At 40.7% G+C, this 15,915-nt stretch carries 12 protein-coding genes; 2 read left to right on the forward strand and 10 right to left on the reverse strand.

Translation table 11 applies throughout. From position 1 onward, the window contains the following. Positions 1 to 83 precede the first annotated feature (83 nt). On the reverse strand, positions 84 to 764 hold the full coding sequence (locus PCIT_RS04630) for a M48 family metallopeptidase (protein ID WP_010362622.1): 681 nt from the start codon (positions 762 to 764) through the stop codon (positions 84 to 86). An 87-nt stretch (positions 765 to 851) separates the two neighbouring features. On the opposite strand from PCIT_RS04630, the gene PCIT_RS04635 reads away from it, so the two are divergent. Then, positions 852 to 1,832 carry an ion channel gene (locus PCIT_RS04635; RefSeq protein WP_040697058.1) on the forward strand — a complete coding sequence of 327 codons (981 nt, stop codon included), beginning with the start codon at positions 852 to 854 and terminating at the stop codon, positions 1,830 to 1,832. Positions 1,833 to 1,870: 38 nt separating this feature from the next. Here the strand turns inward: PCIT_RS04635 and PCIT_RS04640 are convergent, their stop codons facing one another. Then, a complete protein-coding gene (locus PCIT_RS04640; RefSeq protein ID WP_010362620.1) occupies positions 1,871 to 2,497 on the reverse strand; it encodes an HD domain-containing protein in 627 nt (208 codons plus the stop codon). 119 nt (positions 2,498 to 2,616) lie between these two features. On the opposite strand from PCIT_RS04640, the gene PCIT_RS04645 reads away from it, so the two are divergent. After that, positions 2,617 to 3,807: a class I SAM-dependent methyltransferase gene (locus tag PCIT_RS04645; protein WP_010362619.1), complete on the forward strand. Its 1,191-nt coding sequence runs from the start codon at positions 2,617 to 2,619 to the stop codon at positions 3,805 to 3,807. Between the two features lie 66 nt (positions 3,808 to 3,873). Here PCIT_RS04645 and PCIT_RS04650 read toward each other — a convergent pair whose 3' ends face one another. From PCIT_RS04650 to PCIT_RS04685, 8 genes are all read right to left on the reverse strand, one after another. Then, positions 3,874 to 4,164, reverse strand: coding sequence for a PilZ domain-containing protein (locus PCIT_RS04650; RefSeq protein WP_010362618.1), 291 nt, complete (start codon positions 4,162 to 4,164; stop codon positions 3,874 to 3,876). Positions 4,165 to 4,173: 9 nt separating this feature from the next. Beyond that, complete coding sequence (locus tag PCIT_RS04655) at positions 4,174 to 4,557, reverse strand: response regulator (protein WP_010362617.1); 384 nt, start codon at positions 4,555 to 4,557, stop codon at positions 4,174 to 4,176. Between the two features lie 89 nt (positions 4,558 to 4,646). After that, on the reverse strand, positions 4,647 to 8,531 hold the full coding sequence (gene hrpA, locus PCIT_RS04660; protein WP_010362616.1) for an ATP-dependent RNA helicase HrpA: 3,885 nt from the start codon (positions 8,529 to 8,531) through the stop codon (positions 4,647 to 4,649). A 96-nt stretch (positions 8,532 to 8,627) separates the two neighbouring features. Then, a complete protein-coding gene (locus PCIT_RS04665) occupies positions 8,628 to 9,056 on the reverse strand; it encodes a CBS domain-containing protein (protein ID WP_010362615.1) in 429 nt (142 codons plus the stop codon). Between the two features lie 70 nt (positions 9,057 to 9,126). Further along, complete coding sequence (locus PCIT_RS04670; protein ID WP_010362614.1) at positions 9,127 to 10,158, reverse strand: isoaspartyl peptidase/L-asparaginase family protein; 1,032 nt, start codon at positions 10,156 to 10,158, stop codon at positions 9,127 to 9,129. 147 nt (positions 10,159 to 10,305) lie between these two features. Further along, entirely contained in the window at positions 10,306 to 11,019 is a 714-nt protein-coding gene (locus tag PCIT_RS04675) for a SapC family protein (protein ID WP_010362613.1), read from the reverse strand. 108 nt (positions 11,020 to 11,127) lie between these two features. Further along, positions 11,128 to 12,672, reverse strand: coding sequence for a tryptophan halogenase family protein (locus PCIT_RS04680; protein WP_010362612.1), 1,545 nt, complete (start codon positions 12,670 to 12,672; stop codon positions 11,128 to 11,130). A 164-nt stretch (positions 12,673 to 12,836) separates the two neighbouring features. Further along, positions 12,837 to 15,434, reverse strand: coding sequence for a TonB-dependent receptor (locus PCIT_RS04685; RefSeq protein WP_010362611.1), 2,598 nt, complete (start codon positions 15,432 to 15,434; stop codon positions 12,837 to 12,839). Positions 15,435 to 15,915 lie beyond the last annotated feature (481 nt).

Here is a 15,915-nt window from a genome sequence, read left to right on the forward strand (position 1 = left end):
GTGCATTTATTACATCAAATCATAGCTCTAATCTTTAATTATAATTCACATCACACAAAGCGTACGAATTATAATTGACCGCCTCAAACCTCTTTTGCAATAAACAGCGTTGTTCCCTTTTCTCTGAACCATTTAACCACCCCTTTATATTGCCCATAATGCTGTAACACTAGTTGCCAAAACTTAGGGTTATGAGCAAGAACATGACAATGCGCCAGCTCATGAATGATCACATAATCTATATAAGATGGCTTTGCCCCGATGAGCAACGTATTAAACGCTAACGCACGATTACTTGTACAGCTTCCCCAGCGACTTTTATACTCTCGAAATTTAACCTGATTAACGTGAGCATCCATTTTTTCCGCAAGTAAAGGTAATACTCCCATCACGTAAGATTCTAACTCAATGCGTAATAATGATAAAAGTGCAGCTCGACAAGCTTGTTTATCGTCAGAGTTAATGACGCACACATGTACGATGCGATTTGAATGACATAGTTTACTTTGGTACTCAGGGCCAAAAAAACAAGCGTATGTTTCACCAAACACGAGCAGGGTCTGGGTATGCCAAGGTGCTTGAAAAACCGGCACTGCCTGCATTTTTTGTTGCTTTGCCAAAACCCAGCTGCGCTTACTCACTAACCATTCTTGTAGTCGCTTTTTTTCAAGCCCTTTTGGTGCATATACAATAACACCTTCCCCGGTTACTTTAATTGCGACACTTCGCCTGCGCGTACTTTCTTTTAATTGGTATTCAAACATATCGAAAAAAATTATTTACTTTTCTCCATTCTACACCGCGAATAAGCTGCTAACCTATAAGTAAATGATGAAAAAGATCAGAGCGCTATGAATTCAAAGCCATGTTGCCAATATCACTCTCCAGATGGAAAAAGATGTCAGGAAATTGATATGGGTTCAGGGTTTTGTTTTTGGCATGATGCAAAATTTGATAAAAGTGGCTTAGAACTAACACAAAAACTAGAACGCTATGCAAAACGAGGCGGTTTATTACAAGGACTAGAATTAAAGCGGGCCAATTTAGAAGGCTTAAATCTCGTTAAATTTGGTGATCACAATGGCTACGATCTCTCTCATGGCAATTTTTATCGCGCCAATTTACGTGGTGCTCACCTTTTCAACAACACCATTGAACACGCCTCCTTAATGAAAGCCGATTTACGAGAAGCAAACCTACACTGCTGCAAACTTGAAAACACCAATATTTTAGGGGTAAAACTAGACAACGCGCGAATAGATAACTTGCAGCTAGGTGAACAACTAATGCAAGAATCCCGAGCGCATAAAGCGCTAAAAGAAAAAGCACCAGAAGACGCAATTGACTTATTTTTACAATCCGAGGAAATATACCGGTTATTACGTAAAGCAGCCGAACAACAAGGTCTGTTTGAGATGGCTGGCAAGTATACGTATAACGAACTGCGTATGCGCCATCAACAATACCCAAAAAGATCGAAAAAGCGCTTGGTGTCTAACGCCATTAACCTGTTGTGTGGTTATGGTGAAAAGCCAGAAAACGTGATCCGCTTCAGCCTGAGTATGATTGTCGTATGTGCTCTGTTGTACTTTTTGTTTGGTATTAGCTATCAAGATCAAATCATTCAGCTCAGCCAGAACAACAGCTTCTCAGAGAATTTAAGTGCATTACTCAATAGCTTTTACTTTAGCGTCGTCACATTCACAACATTGGGCTATGGAGACATAACCCCAGTGGGAATATCACGATTTATTGCCAGTATTGAAGCTTTTACAGGCAGCTTTTCATTAGCATTGTTCGTGGTCGTTTTTGTAAAACGGATGACCCGTTAATAACATAAAATGCAAATGTACAGTAGACCCAGCCAATACTATGAGATCTCAGTGCTGAGCCTCTGTAGAAACGCTTTCATAAACTCAGTTCTATGGGCTGCTTCTTCTTTTGCCGACTCGGTATTCATGTGTTCAGCAATATGCAGTAGCTTGATAAAAAAGTGGTCGAGCGTATATTTACTATCATCTGCTTCTCGATTTTCACACATAGGATCATCAGGGTGATAAAGGTGCCTTGCAATAGCCCCACCCACTTTCATACATCGGCTAACCCCTATAGCCCCCAAAGCATCCATACGATCTGCATCTTGTACTATTTTAGCTTCAAGTGTTGTGGGCCGAACATTGGCGCTAAAACTATGCGCCACAATAGCATGGTGCACAGCATCTAACTTTGTCTCGTCAAACTTTAAAGTTTGTAAAAACGTTACTGCTTTGTCTGCAGCCATCTTAGATGCTTTAGCTCGGTCAGGGTGATTTTTAGCAACGGCCACACAATCATGTAACCAAGCCGCAGCAACTACAATGTCCATGTCTGCTTGTTCACTTAGCGCCAGCGCCTTAGCCACCTTTACCACTCGTTCAATATGAGTAATATCATGCGCAGTATCAGCAAACTCACCACTTAACATGAACGCGCGGCATGCCATTTCAATATTTTTCATTAATTTCTCTCTGTAAAGTGGGTCAAATTGATCTAAACATTATTATTCACTGTGATCACATTGTATGTTGGCACGGCCTTCACTAAAATGGCAAGCATTCAATTTAGTAAGGAATTTATATGTCTAGCGTGGTCTATTTACAGCCAGGTAGAGAAAAGTCACTTAAACGTAAACACCCTTGGATTTTCTCTAAGGCCATCAAAAAAATTAAAGGTAAGCCTGCGCTTGGTGACACCATAACTGTATACAGCCATGATGGAAAGTTTCTTGCTACTGCAGCCTATAGCCCTGAGTCACAGATCAGGGCACGCGTATGGACTTTTGATGAAAATGAGCAAATTGATACTCAGTTTTTTATCAAAAGAATAGAAAGAGCTCTTGATGCTCGCCAGCATGTTATTAGTGAAGGTGGACTAACAGGCTTTAGACTCAGCGCGGCAGAGTCTGATGGTTTACCTGGGATCACCATTGATAAATTTGACGACTATCTTGTCTGCCAGCTTTTAAGTGCGGGTGCAGAACGTCACAAAGGTGATTTATTAATGGCGCTTCGCCATGTTTTTCCAGAGTGTAAAATTTATGAACGTTCTGATGTAGAGGTCCGAGCTAAAGAAGGCCTTGATAAGACCACAGGGGCACTGTGGGGCGATGCTCCAGCTGCACCAGTAATTATTGAAGAGAATGGTTTAAAACTAGAAGTAGACATCATCAACGGTCACAAAACGGGTTTTTATCTCGACCAACGTGATAGCCGCGCAGCGCTAGAGCGTTTCTCAAAAGACAAAAGTGTTTTAAATTGCTTTTGCTACACGGGCACCTTTGGCCTTTACGCACTGCGTGGTGGTTGTGAAAAAGTCATTAACGTTGATGTATCTCAAGCCGCGCTTGATATTGCCAAACGCAATGTTGAACACAATGAACTAGATATGACACGTGCTGAATTTGTAAAGCAAGATGTGTTCAAATTGCTTCGCCAATATCGCGATGAAGGCCGCCAATTTGATACGATAGTAATGGATCCGCCAAAGTTTGCTGAGAGCAAAGCACAACTTAATGGTGCATGTCGTGGCTATAAAGACATCAATATGATTGCCATGCAAATATTGAAGCCTGGTGGTACATTATTGACCTTTTCATGTTCAGGGTTAATGGAGCAGAATCTATTTCAAAAGGTCGTTGCAGATGCCGCTCTTGATGCAGGGAAAGACTTACTCATTGTAGAACGCCTAAATCAAGCCGCTGACCACCCTATTTCAGGTAATTATCCTGAAGGATTCTACTTAAAAGGATTAGTGTGTAAGGTCTATTAACAGCCTTTTACAATAAACTACTCACTAAAAAAGGGGCACTTGCCCCTTTTCTATAAATTTAGTCAATTAGTTAAATTTAGTTATTTCAAGCCCTAACAAATAGCTTTCGTCTTGTTCTTGTGAACACCTCACAACTTTTGCATGAGCATTTAATGGTGGCGTAGTAGCACTATTTGAGTCGATATAAACCTCCACTGTCGTATCCATATCAACTGGCTCTTCTATTTCTATCGACAGTCCCGTGGCACTTAAATCGTTACATGTCCCTTCAATACTCAACCCAGTTTCTAACAGCGTAATTTTTGCTTTTGCGTTAACCATCATCCGCATAAAGCGACGTTTGTCTTCGTGCAACATACCCTACTCCTAGACCATTAGTTTTAGTTTTTCTAATAAGGATTGCATTGAAAAGGGTTTAACCACATACGCATCACAACCGGCCTCAAAGCCCGCTTGCTGCTCTTGCTCTGTCTCTAAACCTGAGAGCATGACTATTGGAATATCTTTCGTCTCTGGCGTATTTTTTAGCAAACGACAAGTATCATAGCCGTCAAGGCCCGGCATACATACATCCAATAATATTGCATCAGGCCTGTTTGCAATTGCGTTCGATAAGCAGCTTTTGCCTGAATCAGCATAACTTAACGTAAATACTTCAGACAATGCCACGCTCAGCATCTCATAGTTAAAATATTCGTCGTCCACAACCAGTACATGGGGTGTGGTACTCCTTGTTTGCTCAGCGGACATGGTTAGTGTCACTTCCTTTTCAAGATCCAAAAATTGATTCCTCTTATTAAAGTAATGGGCCTGACTAAAAAAGCAAGCTTCAAGTTAAATTATTCACATTCTTTAAGTGCATTCATCACCCTTTTGGCTGAAATAGGATAAGGCGTTCCTAATGTTTGAGCAAACAAAGACACTCTTAGTTCCTCTTGCATCCAAAAAATATGTAATAAAGCTTCTGGTAACGGTAGCCCTTTAGGTACTCTAGAAACCTCTTTTTGGTAGGCTTCGCTTACTTTTTCAAGCTCTAACACGCACAACCTATCTCTGTTAGGGTCCACCGGTAGTTTTTCAAGCCGCTTCTCTATTGCCTTCATGTAACGCAGTAAATCTTCTAACTTGTCTGCACCATGATCACTCACAAAACCTTTAAATACCAGCCGTTGCAGTTGTGATTTTACATCTCCGTGAGCCGTTATCATGGTTAAATCTACAGGCCCTTTCATGCGTTTATTGATGGCATGAGCCACACTTAACACTTGCTCAACCTGGGTTGCAATCTTAACAACACACTCACCTAACTCACCACGAATGCTCTCTTTCGCTTGTTCAAATTGTTGTTCGTCTCTGATATCACCATGCGTAATTAAGAGTCGATCAACGCCAGCCGAAATACAATCGTTGATCAGATCTTGGACTTTGCCAAATGGGTTGAAATACAAGCCAAGTTTGGCTTTATTTGGTAATTTTTGCTGTAAATATTTAATCGGTGAAGGGACGTTTAGTAACACTAAGCGACGTAAACCTTGCTGATGCGCGATAGACGCTTTTATCGAGCTATCAAACAATTCGATCGCCGTACTGTCTTTTTTATCCACCAAAGCTGGGAAGGCTTTAATCTCGTAGTTACCTTGTTTTTTTGTATATTCACTCGGTAATGTACCGAATTGCCATTCGGTGATTTCTTGTTGTTCGATCCCTTTTTCAGCCACTTGGGATAAGGTATCTGCCACTTTGCCCTGAAGCTGAGTTTTTATTGCATGTAAATCAAATCCATGTGCAAGTACCGTATTGTTATCTCCAACGACTTGAAATTGCATTTTCAAATGCGCATCGAGTGTCGATAAATCCCATGCTTCACTGTCAACGCTGACGCCTGTCATTCTTAATAAACGTGTACTTAATGCCTCAAGCAAAGTTCCCTGCATTGGCTCAACAGCTGCAAGTACTGCGTCAGCATAATTAGGAGCTGGGACAAAATTCCGACGTAAAGTCTTCGGCAAGCTTTTAATTAACCCGCAAATTAATTCATGGCGTAATGCTGGAATGTGCCAATCAAACCCACTATCAGATACTTGATTTAACAAAGCTAGCGGGATATTTACGGTCACGCCATCTACTGCTTTTCCGGGCTCAAAGTGATAACTCAATGGCAGAATAATATTACCTTGTTGCCATGTGTCAGGGTAATCAAACTCGGTGATCTGCTCTGCACCATGCTGCATTAATTGCTCTTTGCTCATATGCAAAAAGCGTTTGTCTTGCTTTTTCTTATCTTTCCACCAATGTGTAAATGCAGCGCGCGTATTCACCTGGGCTGGAATTTTACTATCATAAAATTCAAAAAGCTGTTGCTCGTCAACCAAAATGTCTCGACGTCGCGCTTTTTGCTCAAGTACCTGAATATCATCTATCAAGTCTTGGTTATATTGTAAAAACCCTTCATTTTGCCCCAATTGTTGACCAATAAGTGCTTCTTTAAGAAAAAGCTCTCGACATAGCTTAGGGTCAATTTGACTATACACACTGCGCTTACGACCAACAATGATCAGTCCGTAAAGCGTTTGTTGTTCATAAGCAATTACACAACCAGGTTTTTTCTCCCAATGCGGTTCACTGTAACTGCGTTTAACTAAATGTTGCGCTAAAGAAGGCACCCACGCAATATCAATCTTGGCATTAATACGGGCATAAAGCTTACTGGTTTCTACCAGCTCTGCAGACATCAGCCATTTTGGGCTCTTCTTAAACAAACTGGAGCCAGGAAAAACATGGAACTGGCTATTTCGCGCCCCCTTATAATTCTGCTTTTCGTCTTTGAAGCCAATGTGGCTCAACATGCCACTTAAAAGCGCTTGGTGTACATTATCTAGTTCGGCTTCATTGTCCGTAAGTTTCAACCCCATCTCTTCGACAACGGTTGTTAACTGATACACAATATCTTGCCACTCACGCACCCGCATATAAGCCAAAAAGTCTTTTTGACATAACTTTCTAAACTGCCCGCGTGATAACTCAGCTTGCTGCTGCTCGATGTAATACCAAAGATTTAAAAATGCGATAAAATCAGAATCTGGGTGCTCAAATCGTGCATGTTTCTCATCAGCAGCCCCTCTGCGCTCTGAAGGTCGCTCTCGAGGGTCTTGAATAGACAATGCCGCGACGATAACTATTACTTCACGCAACGCACCCAACTTACTGGCACTCAGTACCATTTTAGCTAAGCGAGGATCTATCGGTAGCCGGCTCAGTAGCCGACCTGACTGCGTCAACTTAGTGGCTTGGTGACGTTTACTTGGATGAACCGCTTCTAACTCTTCTAATAGCGAGACACCGTCGTTAATATTTCGGCTATCTGGTACTTGCACAAACGGGAAGTCGTTTATATCTCCAAGCCCTAAGCCCAACATTTGTAAAATAACCGATGCTAAATTGGTTCTCAAAATCTCTGGGTCGGTAAATTCAGGACGAGATAAAAAGTCATCTTCTGAATACAGTCGAATACAGACACCTGACGCAACCCGTCCACAGCGCCCTTTTCTTTGATTTGCACTGGCTTGAGATACCGCTTCAATGGGTAAACGTTGTACCTTCGTTCGATAGCTATAACGGCTTATTCTCGCGGTTCCTGGGTCAATAACATATCGAATACCTGGCACGGTTAAAGACGTTTCCGCAACATTAGTAGATAGTACGATACGTCGTTGGCTATGAGCTGCAAAAATTCTGTTTTGCTCTGCATTCGATAGTCGGGCATACAAAGGTAAAACCTCTACACCGCGCAGGTTTCTCTTTGCTAAGGCGTCTGCGGTATCACGAATTTCACGCTCACCGTTCATGAAGATGAGAATGTCACCTGGCCCTTCATCACACAGCTCATCTACCGCATCAAAAATGCCCTGTAACTGATCATTTTGCGCCTCGGTGTCATTACTAGCAGTGTCTGCTGGGGGCCTGTACCGCACTTCAACAGGATAAGTACGTCCTGATACTTCGATAATTGGCGCATTATTGAAATGCTTTGAGAATCTTTGTGGGTCTATCGTAGCAGACGTAATGATCACTTTTAGATCTGGTCGTTTAGCTAGCAGGTTTTTCAAATAACCTAAAATAAAGTCGATATTTAAACTACGCTCGTGAGCCTCATCGATTATGATGGTGTCGTATTGATTGAGGTATCGATCTTGCTGGATCTCAGCCAAAAGAATACCGTCAGTCATCAATTTAACATAGGTATTGTCTGATACTTGATCACTAAAGCGGATCTTAAAGCCCACCTCATTGCCAAGTTCACATCCTACTTCTTCAGCAATCCGATTTGCAACTGTACGTGCCGCTAACCTTCTCGGTTGGGTGTGACCAATATAACCATCAACGCCTCGACCAAGCTCCAAACATATTTTTGGCAGCTGTGTGGTTTTACCTGAGCCCGTTTCACCTGCAACAATCACAACTTGATGTGCTGCAATCGCAGCTTTTATTTCATCTTTTTTCTGACTTACGGGAAGCTGTTCAGGGTAAGTAACTGCTGGAAGTTGTTCAGTGCGCGTAACTCTCAATGCTTGACTGCGCGAAATGGCCTGCGCAATAGACTGAACCGCTTTTGCTTGCTTAATTTCATCGGTTATTTTTTTTGTGCCATGAAGGCGTTTTTTTAAAATGAATTGATCTTTCTTTAGGCAAGATTTTAGTTCAGAAAACAGCGGTCCAACACTCACTTCGCAATACCTTTATATAATACAAATCGCGACGTAGTGTATCAAAAACTAATAACTGAGCCTATGGTTATACCCAGTTATTCTATAAAAGCGGTTTTATACGTATCGATTACCTGATTCATAGGTATCGTGAAGGTGTTTGTCTAACGCAAGTAATACATTTGCACGACTGATCACCCCCTGTAATCGTCCATCTTCATCACAAACAGGGTAGAGCTTTGGTGCATTCACCGTCATTCGGTCAGCCATTTGTAAAATACTATCACTTGGGGAGACACATAGCGGGGTGCTATTCATAACATCACTGACCACACTATGAGACTCATTCTGATAAGTGGCTTCTAGCATTTTACGTAAACAGTCCTGCTCAGACAAAAACCCCACCACATGTTTATTGCTGTCAATGACCGGTCCACCTGATTGACCACTTTGTAATAATTTTTCTACCGCAGCTTCCACACGCATATCAGCTGAAAAAGTCACGGGACGATGATTTAAATAATCTGCTACTTGAATTGATTGCATGGTATCGGCTCCATTAAAAAACGCCAGCATTCATAACTATAGCTGGCGTTATCTAATTTGCCTGTAATTTTTAATCTTGTTTAAAAATCGCGACGCTGGTTGGTTGTGAACTCGATTTACTGGCTCTGTACATGCCTTTAGTGTTAAAAGGCATACTCATGTTGCCTTTCGTATCCACTATGATCACTCCGCCGGTGCCGCCAACTGGCATTAATACATCATGAATGACTTCATTACCTGCTTGCTCAATCGTTTTACCTTGATACTGCACACGGGCACAAATGTCTGCCGCAACGTTATAGCGTATAAAATACTCTCCATGCCCAGTTGCCGATACCGCGCAAGACGCATTATCAGCAAATGTACCTGCGCCAATCACTGGAGAATCTCCAATACGGCCATAACGCTTATTTGTCATACCGCCTGTAGAGGTACCCGCTGAAATATTACCTGACTTGTCTAGAGCAACTGCACCAACAGTCCCTACTTTGTACGTTGTTTCTAATGCGTGATGCGCGGCTTGATAATCCTTATTTTGCTGTTTAGCGTGTTCCATCTTACGCTTGGCACGTTGCAACGCTTTATATCTATGTTCAGTATCAAACATTTTATTATCAACCATTGGCATACCTTGCGTCTTCGCAAACGCTTCAGCCCCTTCACCGCTCAACATCACATGCACAGAGTTTTCCATGACAAGTCGAGCTAAATTAATCGGGTTTTCAATATGCTTAACGCCAGCCACAGCCCCTGCTTCACGTGTTTTACCAAACATAATAGAGGCGTCGAGCTCATGCGCTTCATCATGCGTGTATACCGCACCTTTTCCGGCATTAAAATAAGGTGAATCTTCTAAGATCTTAATGGCCGTTGTTACAGCATCAAGGCTACTGCCCCCTTTATTAAGTACCGCGTACCCTGCCTCCACTGCCTCTTGCAATTTGGCACGATATGCTTGTTCTTTTTCCGGTGAAAATTTGCTTTTTTCAATGGTGCCAGCTCCCCCATGAATGGCAATCGCAATAGGGTTTTGTGTCGCTTGAGCCGGTATAGATAGCGCGGAGAGCAACAGCGCTATACAGCGAAGTGATGTGTTATACATAGAGTTATGCCTTTTATTATTATATTTATCGCTTTAAACAAACTTTGACGAGAATTGCTGCACATTGCAAGTCAATTGCGACGCGCTTGTAAATATCAGATACAAAAAAAGCACCCTAGGGTGCTTTTTTAATAATACAGATTTTATTTAAGCGTCAGCTTGGCGCTGTGCTTTTAAACGCGCTAAACGTGCAACTTGGTGTGTTGACGTTAGAAACGCAAAAATAGGTGCTAAATAGCCGCGCTTACGCAGCTCTAGGTGCGCTTCATCACTTAGTTCATTTAGTTTACGCTCATCAACTAAGTAGATACCATTGATGTCTTTTTTCTCACCTTTGATATCAACAGTTAAAGTTTGTTGAACTAACAACTCTTTATCAGCCAAATACTGTGTGAACGCTTCTGTTACACGAGAGAACTCAATGAAGTTTACTAAAGCTTCTTTACGCGCTTTTAAGTAATCAGTTTCTTCGCCATCTTTAAATAATGCGTTACCTTGCTCTTCACCTACCAGTGAACTCGCTTCGTCAATTACAATGCCAAACTGATCTTCTTCAGGGTGCTTAACTAGACCAAATGGGTAACGAGTCGCAGCTAAAGGTGCAAAACCTGCTGTCCATTTGCCATTGTCGATGAATAGATTTTCACCTGGCTCTAAGCCAAACATTGCTACTGGTTGGAATTGACCCGTTTCAGTGTTTTTTACAAACGCCATAGGGAACTCAGTCGCGACACGAGCGAACTCATGTGCAACAACTGGCATTAAGTGCTGTGATTTTAAGAAATCAACGTTGATGCCATTTTGTACTTTAGTATTAGCATGTTTTTCGTTGTGTAAAGGCTGCACTTGTTGCTCTGCCATAATGTTACTCCGTTCATTTACGTAATTATTACTTTTGTGGGCATAAGGCTAAAGGTTTTGGGGCCAAAATGGAAGTACCCCTCAAACTATTTTTCATTGCCGTGAAGCCTAACCTTTGGAAACCCCAAATTTTATAATTTTATCAATTAGCTCGGAGTGCAATTGCGCTTTATCAGCCCAATATTCGTATTCCATTGTTTTAGACTTGAGCATTTCTTGATAAACCGAATTAGAAAACGGTGACGGATTTACTAATGCTTCAGGGAAGTGCTTCATCCCATAAAGCACATATTGATAATTGGAAATAGTAAATACGTTTAGCTTTGATGTAAAATCAAATTTATTTGGTGCTCTAAAACGCCACATTTCTAACTTTTCAGACAAAGAGTCTGGGATCTTTGAGTTTTCACAATTATCTATCCAAAACTCACTGTCTCGGCGCTTTGATATACAGTAATGTAATTTAATAAAGTCGACAATATTCAACCACACAGTTTCAACGTCTCGATTAAACTTTGCAGCGGATTGTGTCAAGACATCGCCTCCACCTGCTAACGCATAACTTAACATTGAAGCAGTCATATCAAATACTAATAAGCCTGTTGCCTCTAAAGGTTCAACAAAACCTTGAGATAGACCAATTGCTGCGCAATTTTTCTTCCAAAATTGCTTTCTATAACCAACTTTCATATCTATTTGCCGTGCATTTAGTATATCTTTATCTATGCCGGTATAATCAGAAAGGAGAGTATGTGCTTCATCAATAGATGAATGGGAGCTTGAATAAACTAACCCAACCCCCTTCCTTGTTTGCAATTGAATATCCCAAATCCATCCACATGACTGTGCAACAGCTTTTGTATATGGGTTTATATCATATTTCTCAGGCGACTGAGGATAAGGTATTTGGGTCACCAATGCCTTATCTGTTAACAAAGTGTCAGATAAATCATTAAAACCAACACCTAACGTACCTGACAATAAATCACTTTGAAAGCCAGAACAATCAACGAAAAAATCGGCCTCAAATACTTCATTCTCACTCACAAGCGAATGAATACTTCCGTCAGGATTTAACTCAACACGATTGATTACAGCATTTTTTGCTTCAACACCAAATTGAGTTATCGCGTTGTTTGACAAAAGTTTCGTGAATTTGCCAGCATCAAAATGAAATGCATAGTCCACAAAGCTCTGATAGTTTCCATGCGTAATGAGTTTAGGAGCTAAGTTATTTTCTGCTAACCTGGCTTGAATTGATATATAATCTTCGAAGTTTACTTTATCAGGCTCTTGCAACCAACTACGGATAATTGATTCTTGGCCTAAAGGAAAAGGCTCAAACGGATGATAATAAGCATGCTCTCCCCTTTTAATTGGGTCTTCAGACCAATTCTGAAACTTAATGCCTTGTTTGTAGGTACCTTCAGCCTCAGTAATTATCGCTTCTTCACTAATTCCAAAATATTGTAGCGTTTCTTTAATATAAGGCACAGTCCCTTCACCAACACCAATCGTGGGAATAGTATCTGACGCGATTACAGTAATAGATACATTTTGACCCAATTCAGCATTTAGTTTTTTCGCTAGGTGATTCGCCGTTAGCCAACCGGCCGTGCCTCCCCCTAGAATGATAATTTTTTTCAATGTCATAAGAGGCCTTTACAATTGTGTTAGTCGTCAGTTAGATATATTAAGTGTTATTCATAGTTATATAAAACGATAAATTAACGCCATTTAGCCGTCGTTCATATCGGTTTTTAACTTTACAGATATAAAAAAGCCCGGTGATAACCGGGCTTAAAATAGGCTATTAATTAAAACCTAAATTGTACACCAAGTGAATAACGAGCTTCACCTTCATAGCTATAGGCTGGGTAACCATTAGAAGTTCGTTGCAGAGTCGCGATTTCACCTTGGTCACGACCAATTTGAATGCTATCTTCTTCTAGTAAATTAGTTATATCAGCAACAACTGTAAAGTTGTCATTGATTTTATAAGAAAAACTTAAATCAAGTGTACCAAAATCTTGGTGCTCTCGGTTACCATAAAAACCAACTTCACGGATCATATAATCTGAACGCCACGTATAAGCCGCACGCGCTGAGAATGCATCATCTTCATAAAAGCCAACTAAGTTTGTCGTATGCTTTGATGAATCGGTAAAGATATTATTTCTATCTGTGTAGTTCTTCGCATCAGCCTTTGCATCTGCATAAGTATAGTTAAATACACCACCAAACCCATTATCAAATGTATGCTGCCATTGGAATTCAACACCATTAATATCACCACCACGGCCATCTTTATAGGTATCTAAACGCCAACTATCAAGTTGAGAGTCTGGGTCAACGATACCGATTGACTGATTTGCGATGCTATCTGCAGTTGTAAATGTATCGACTTGCTTCGTGAAGTAAGAAAGAGCCACTAAGCTTGAGCTGTTATAGTACCATTCGACACCAATATCGGCCTGATTAGCCTTAAATGGACTTAGTGCTACAGACCCTTTTTCAACTGATTCATTTCCGATAATATTATCGCCAAATCCCTTAAGACTCGAGCTTGTAAACATATCATTATAATTAGGGCGCGCGATTACGGTTGCCGCTGAAAAACGTACTATCACATCTTCTTGTACATCAACTGCAACGTTGATACTTGGCAATACTTCATTGTAATTTGACTCTTCTGTAACTATATCATGTGAATAGCCATTATTTGCAACAAGAATGGGGTCTACAAATCCATCTAACCGGGCATATGTATCAGAACTAACGCTTGTACTTATGTAGCGTAATCCCATATTACCTCGAACATTCTCATGAGAGAAGTTTGCCATCACATAACCTGAAAAGTTATCTTCAACAATATTTGAGAAACCTGAACGTGATTCAACCCATTCAGTAATTAAGCCCTTAGTATGGCTGATCATCGCATCAGCATTTGGCTCAGGAATCGTAAAGCTATCTTTGCCCGCTGAAATCGTGCCCAATAGAAGCCCTTCAGCCGCATCAGTATTCGATAGTAACGGTCTATTAGATGACTTTTCTACTTCATGATGGACCCAGCGTACACCCGTTTTGATTGATGTAAAGAACTCACTTTCTAATTGGAAAGTAAAATCTACCTGTGCATAATCTTCACTGTCTTTATTCGGCGAATTTACGATTGAATTATCACCAACATTTAGAGTAGTAGCCTCATAAACTGGAGAAGTCATATCGTACTGAATTCGATCACCTTCGGCATTTATCGTACCAAGCGAACCTATTTTATCCGTAAGAGTTGCATAGTTAGTTTCAAAGTTCGTACCACCAGTCGCTTCTGTGCTACCAATTTGGAATTCAATTTTCACCGCATCACCAACATATGTCATGTCGAATGCGACAACTTCTGTTTCCATTGATGCTTGACGAGGACGAACATCGTAATACGGAAGGATTACATCGTCAGAATCTATCCAAGCCTGTGTCGCAGTACAATTAGTAGGAATACCCTGCGCATTTGTCGACGAACAATTTGAAAAATTCTGTGGAATCCAAATTTGTGTGTTAAGGTTATTAGCGTTAAGTTCAAGATTCATATAATGTAGACCAAAGTCTAATGAATCAGTTGGAGCGTACTGAAGCTGAATATCAGTCGCCGTGCGCTCGCGTTGCTGCTTAAAGTTCGTTGGCGCAATTCTTCCGGCCCAAGCAGGAAGTGACTCATCACCGATGCGCTCTAAAGAGTAATCAGACTTTGCTAAAGCACCTAAAACACCGAATGTCTCAGCTTCATTTTTCCAACTATATAAACCTGAGTAACTTGCATCATTCTCATCAGATGCTGTAGAACCCGTCATTTTAATCGACCCAAATACCGTATTTGCATCTAGATCTAAAGGACGACGAGTTTTTACAATAACAGTACCACCAACACCACCTTCCACGATATCAGCCTGCGCTGACTTATAAACATCCATTGATGCGATCATTTCAGGTGCTAGCATTGAGTAATTAAATGAACGGTCGATTGCTTGCTCTGTATACCACCCTGTAGATGCTACATTTTGTCCATTTAAAGAAGTTTTTGTTAATTGGTTAGATGCGCCACGAATTGATACTGCAGAACCTTCACCAAATTGACGTGAAACAGTTACACCTGGAACTCGGCCTAAAGACTCTGCTAAGTTATTATCAGGGAAGTCACCGATGTCTTCGGCTGATACAGAATCGACTACAGAGTTTGCAAAACGCTTTGTATTCATTGACGCTTCTAAAGAGCGGCGGATACCACGAACTTCAATTACTTCAACATCTTCTTGAACTTTGTTTTCTTCTGCTGCAAATGCAACACCTGATGCGCCTGCACTTAGTACAAGGCCTACATTTAAAGCGAGTAAGCTTTTCTTAAAATTATTAGCTAACACAGGATTCCCCTTGAATCATATTGTTGGTTTTTTAATCACTTCTGCCCAGTGATGATGACAACGCTGTCATCTAATAACAAACATACACCGTAAATTACAAATTCGCTACATCTTTTTTGTCATATTAAACAAAAAACAACCAAAGAATAAGCCAAACCTCTGATTTAACTGAACTTTGAAATTTACTTGAGATAATCTGTTACAAAAATCGAGAGAAATATACCATAAAATAAGAGAAATACCGCATCAAATTAGTTGAATTAGGGACATTCATAACTTTAGGTTATAAGAAATGGGGATATGTCTTGTTGTCTAGTGATAATGAAAACTTTGGCAGAAGTGTTCAAGGGTGATAACCATTCTCAATGACAACGCTGTCATTATAGAATCTCATACTCTCGATGTCCAGCAATTTGATAAAAAAATACCTACCTATTCCTGCTGTGATGCCTGTAAATACGGTACATTCAGCCAAACCCAT

It is taken from the genome of Pseudoalteromonas citrea (genome assembly GCF_000238375.3).
GTDB classification, from domain to species: domain Bacteria; phylum Pseudomonadota; class Gammaproteobacteria; order Enterobacterales; family Alteromonadaceae; genus Pseudoalteromonas; species Pseudoalteromonas citrea.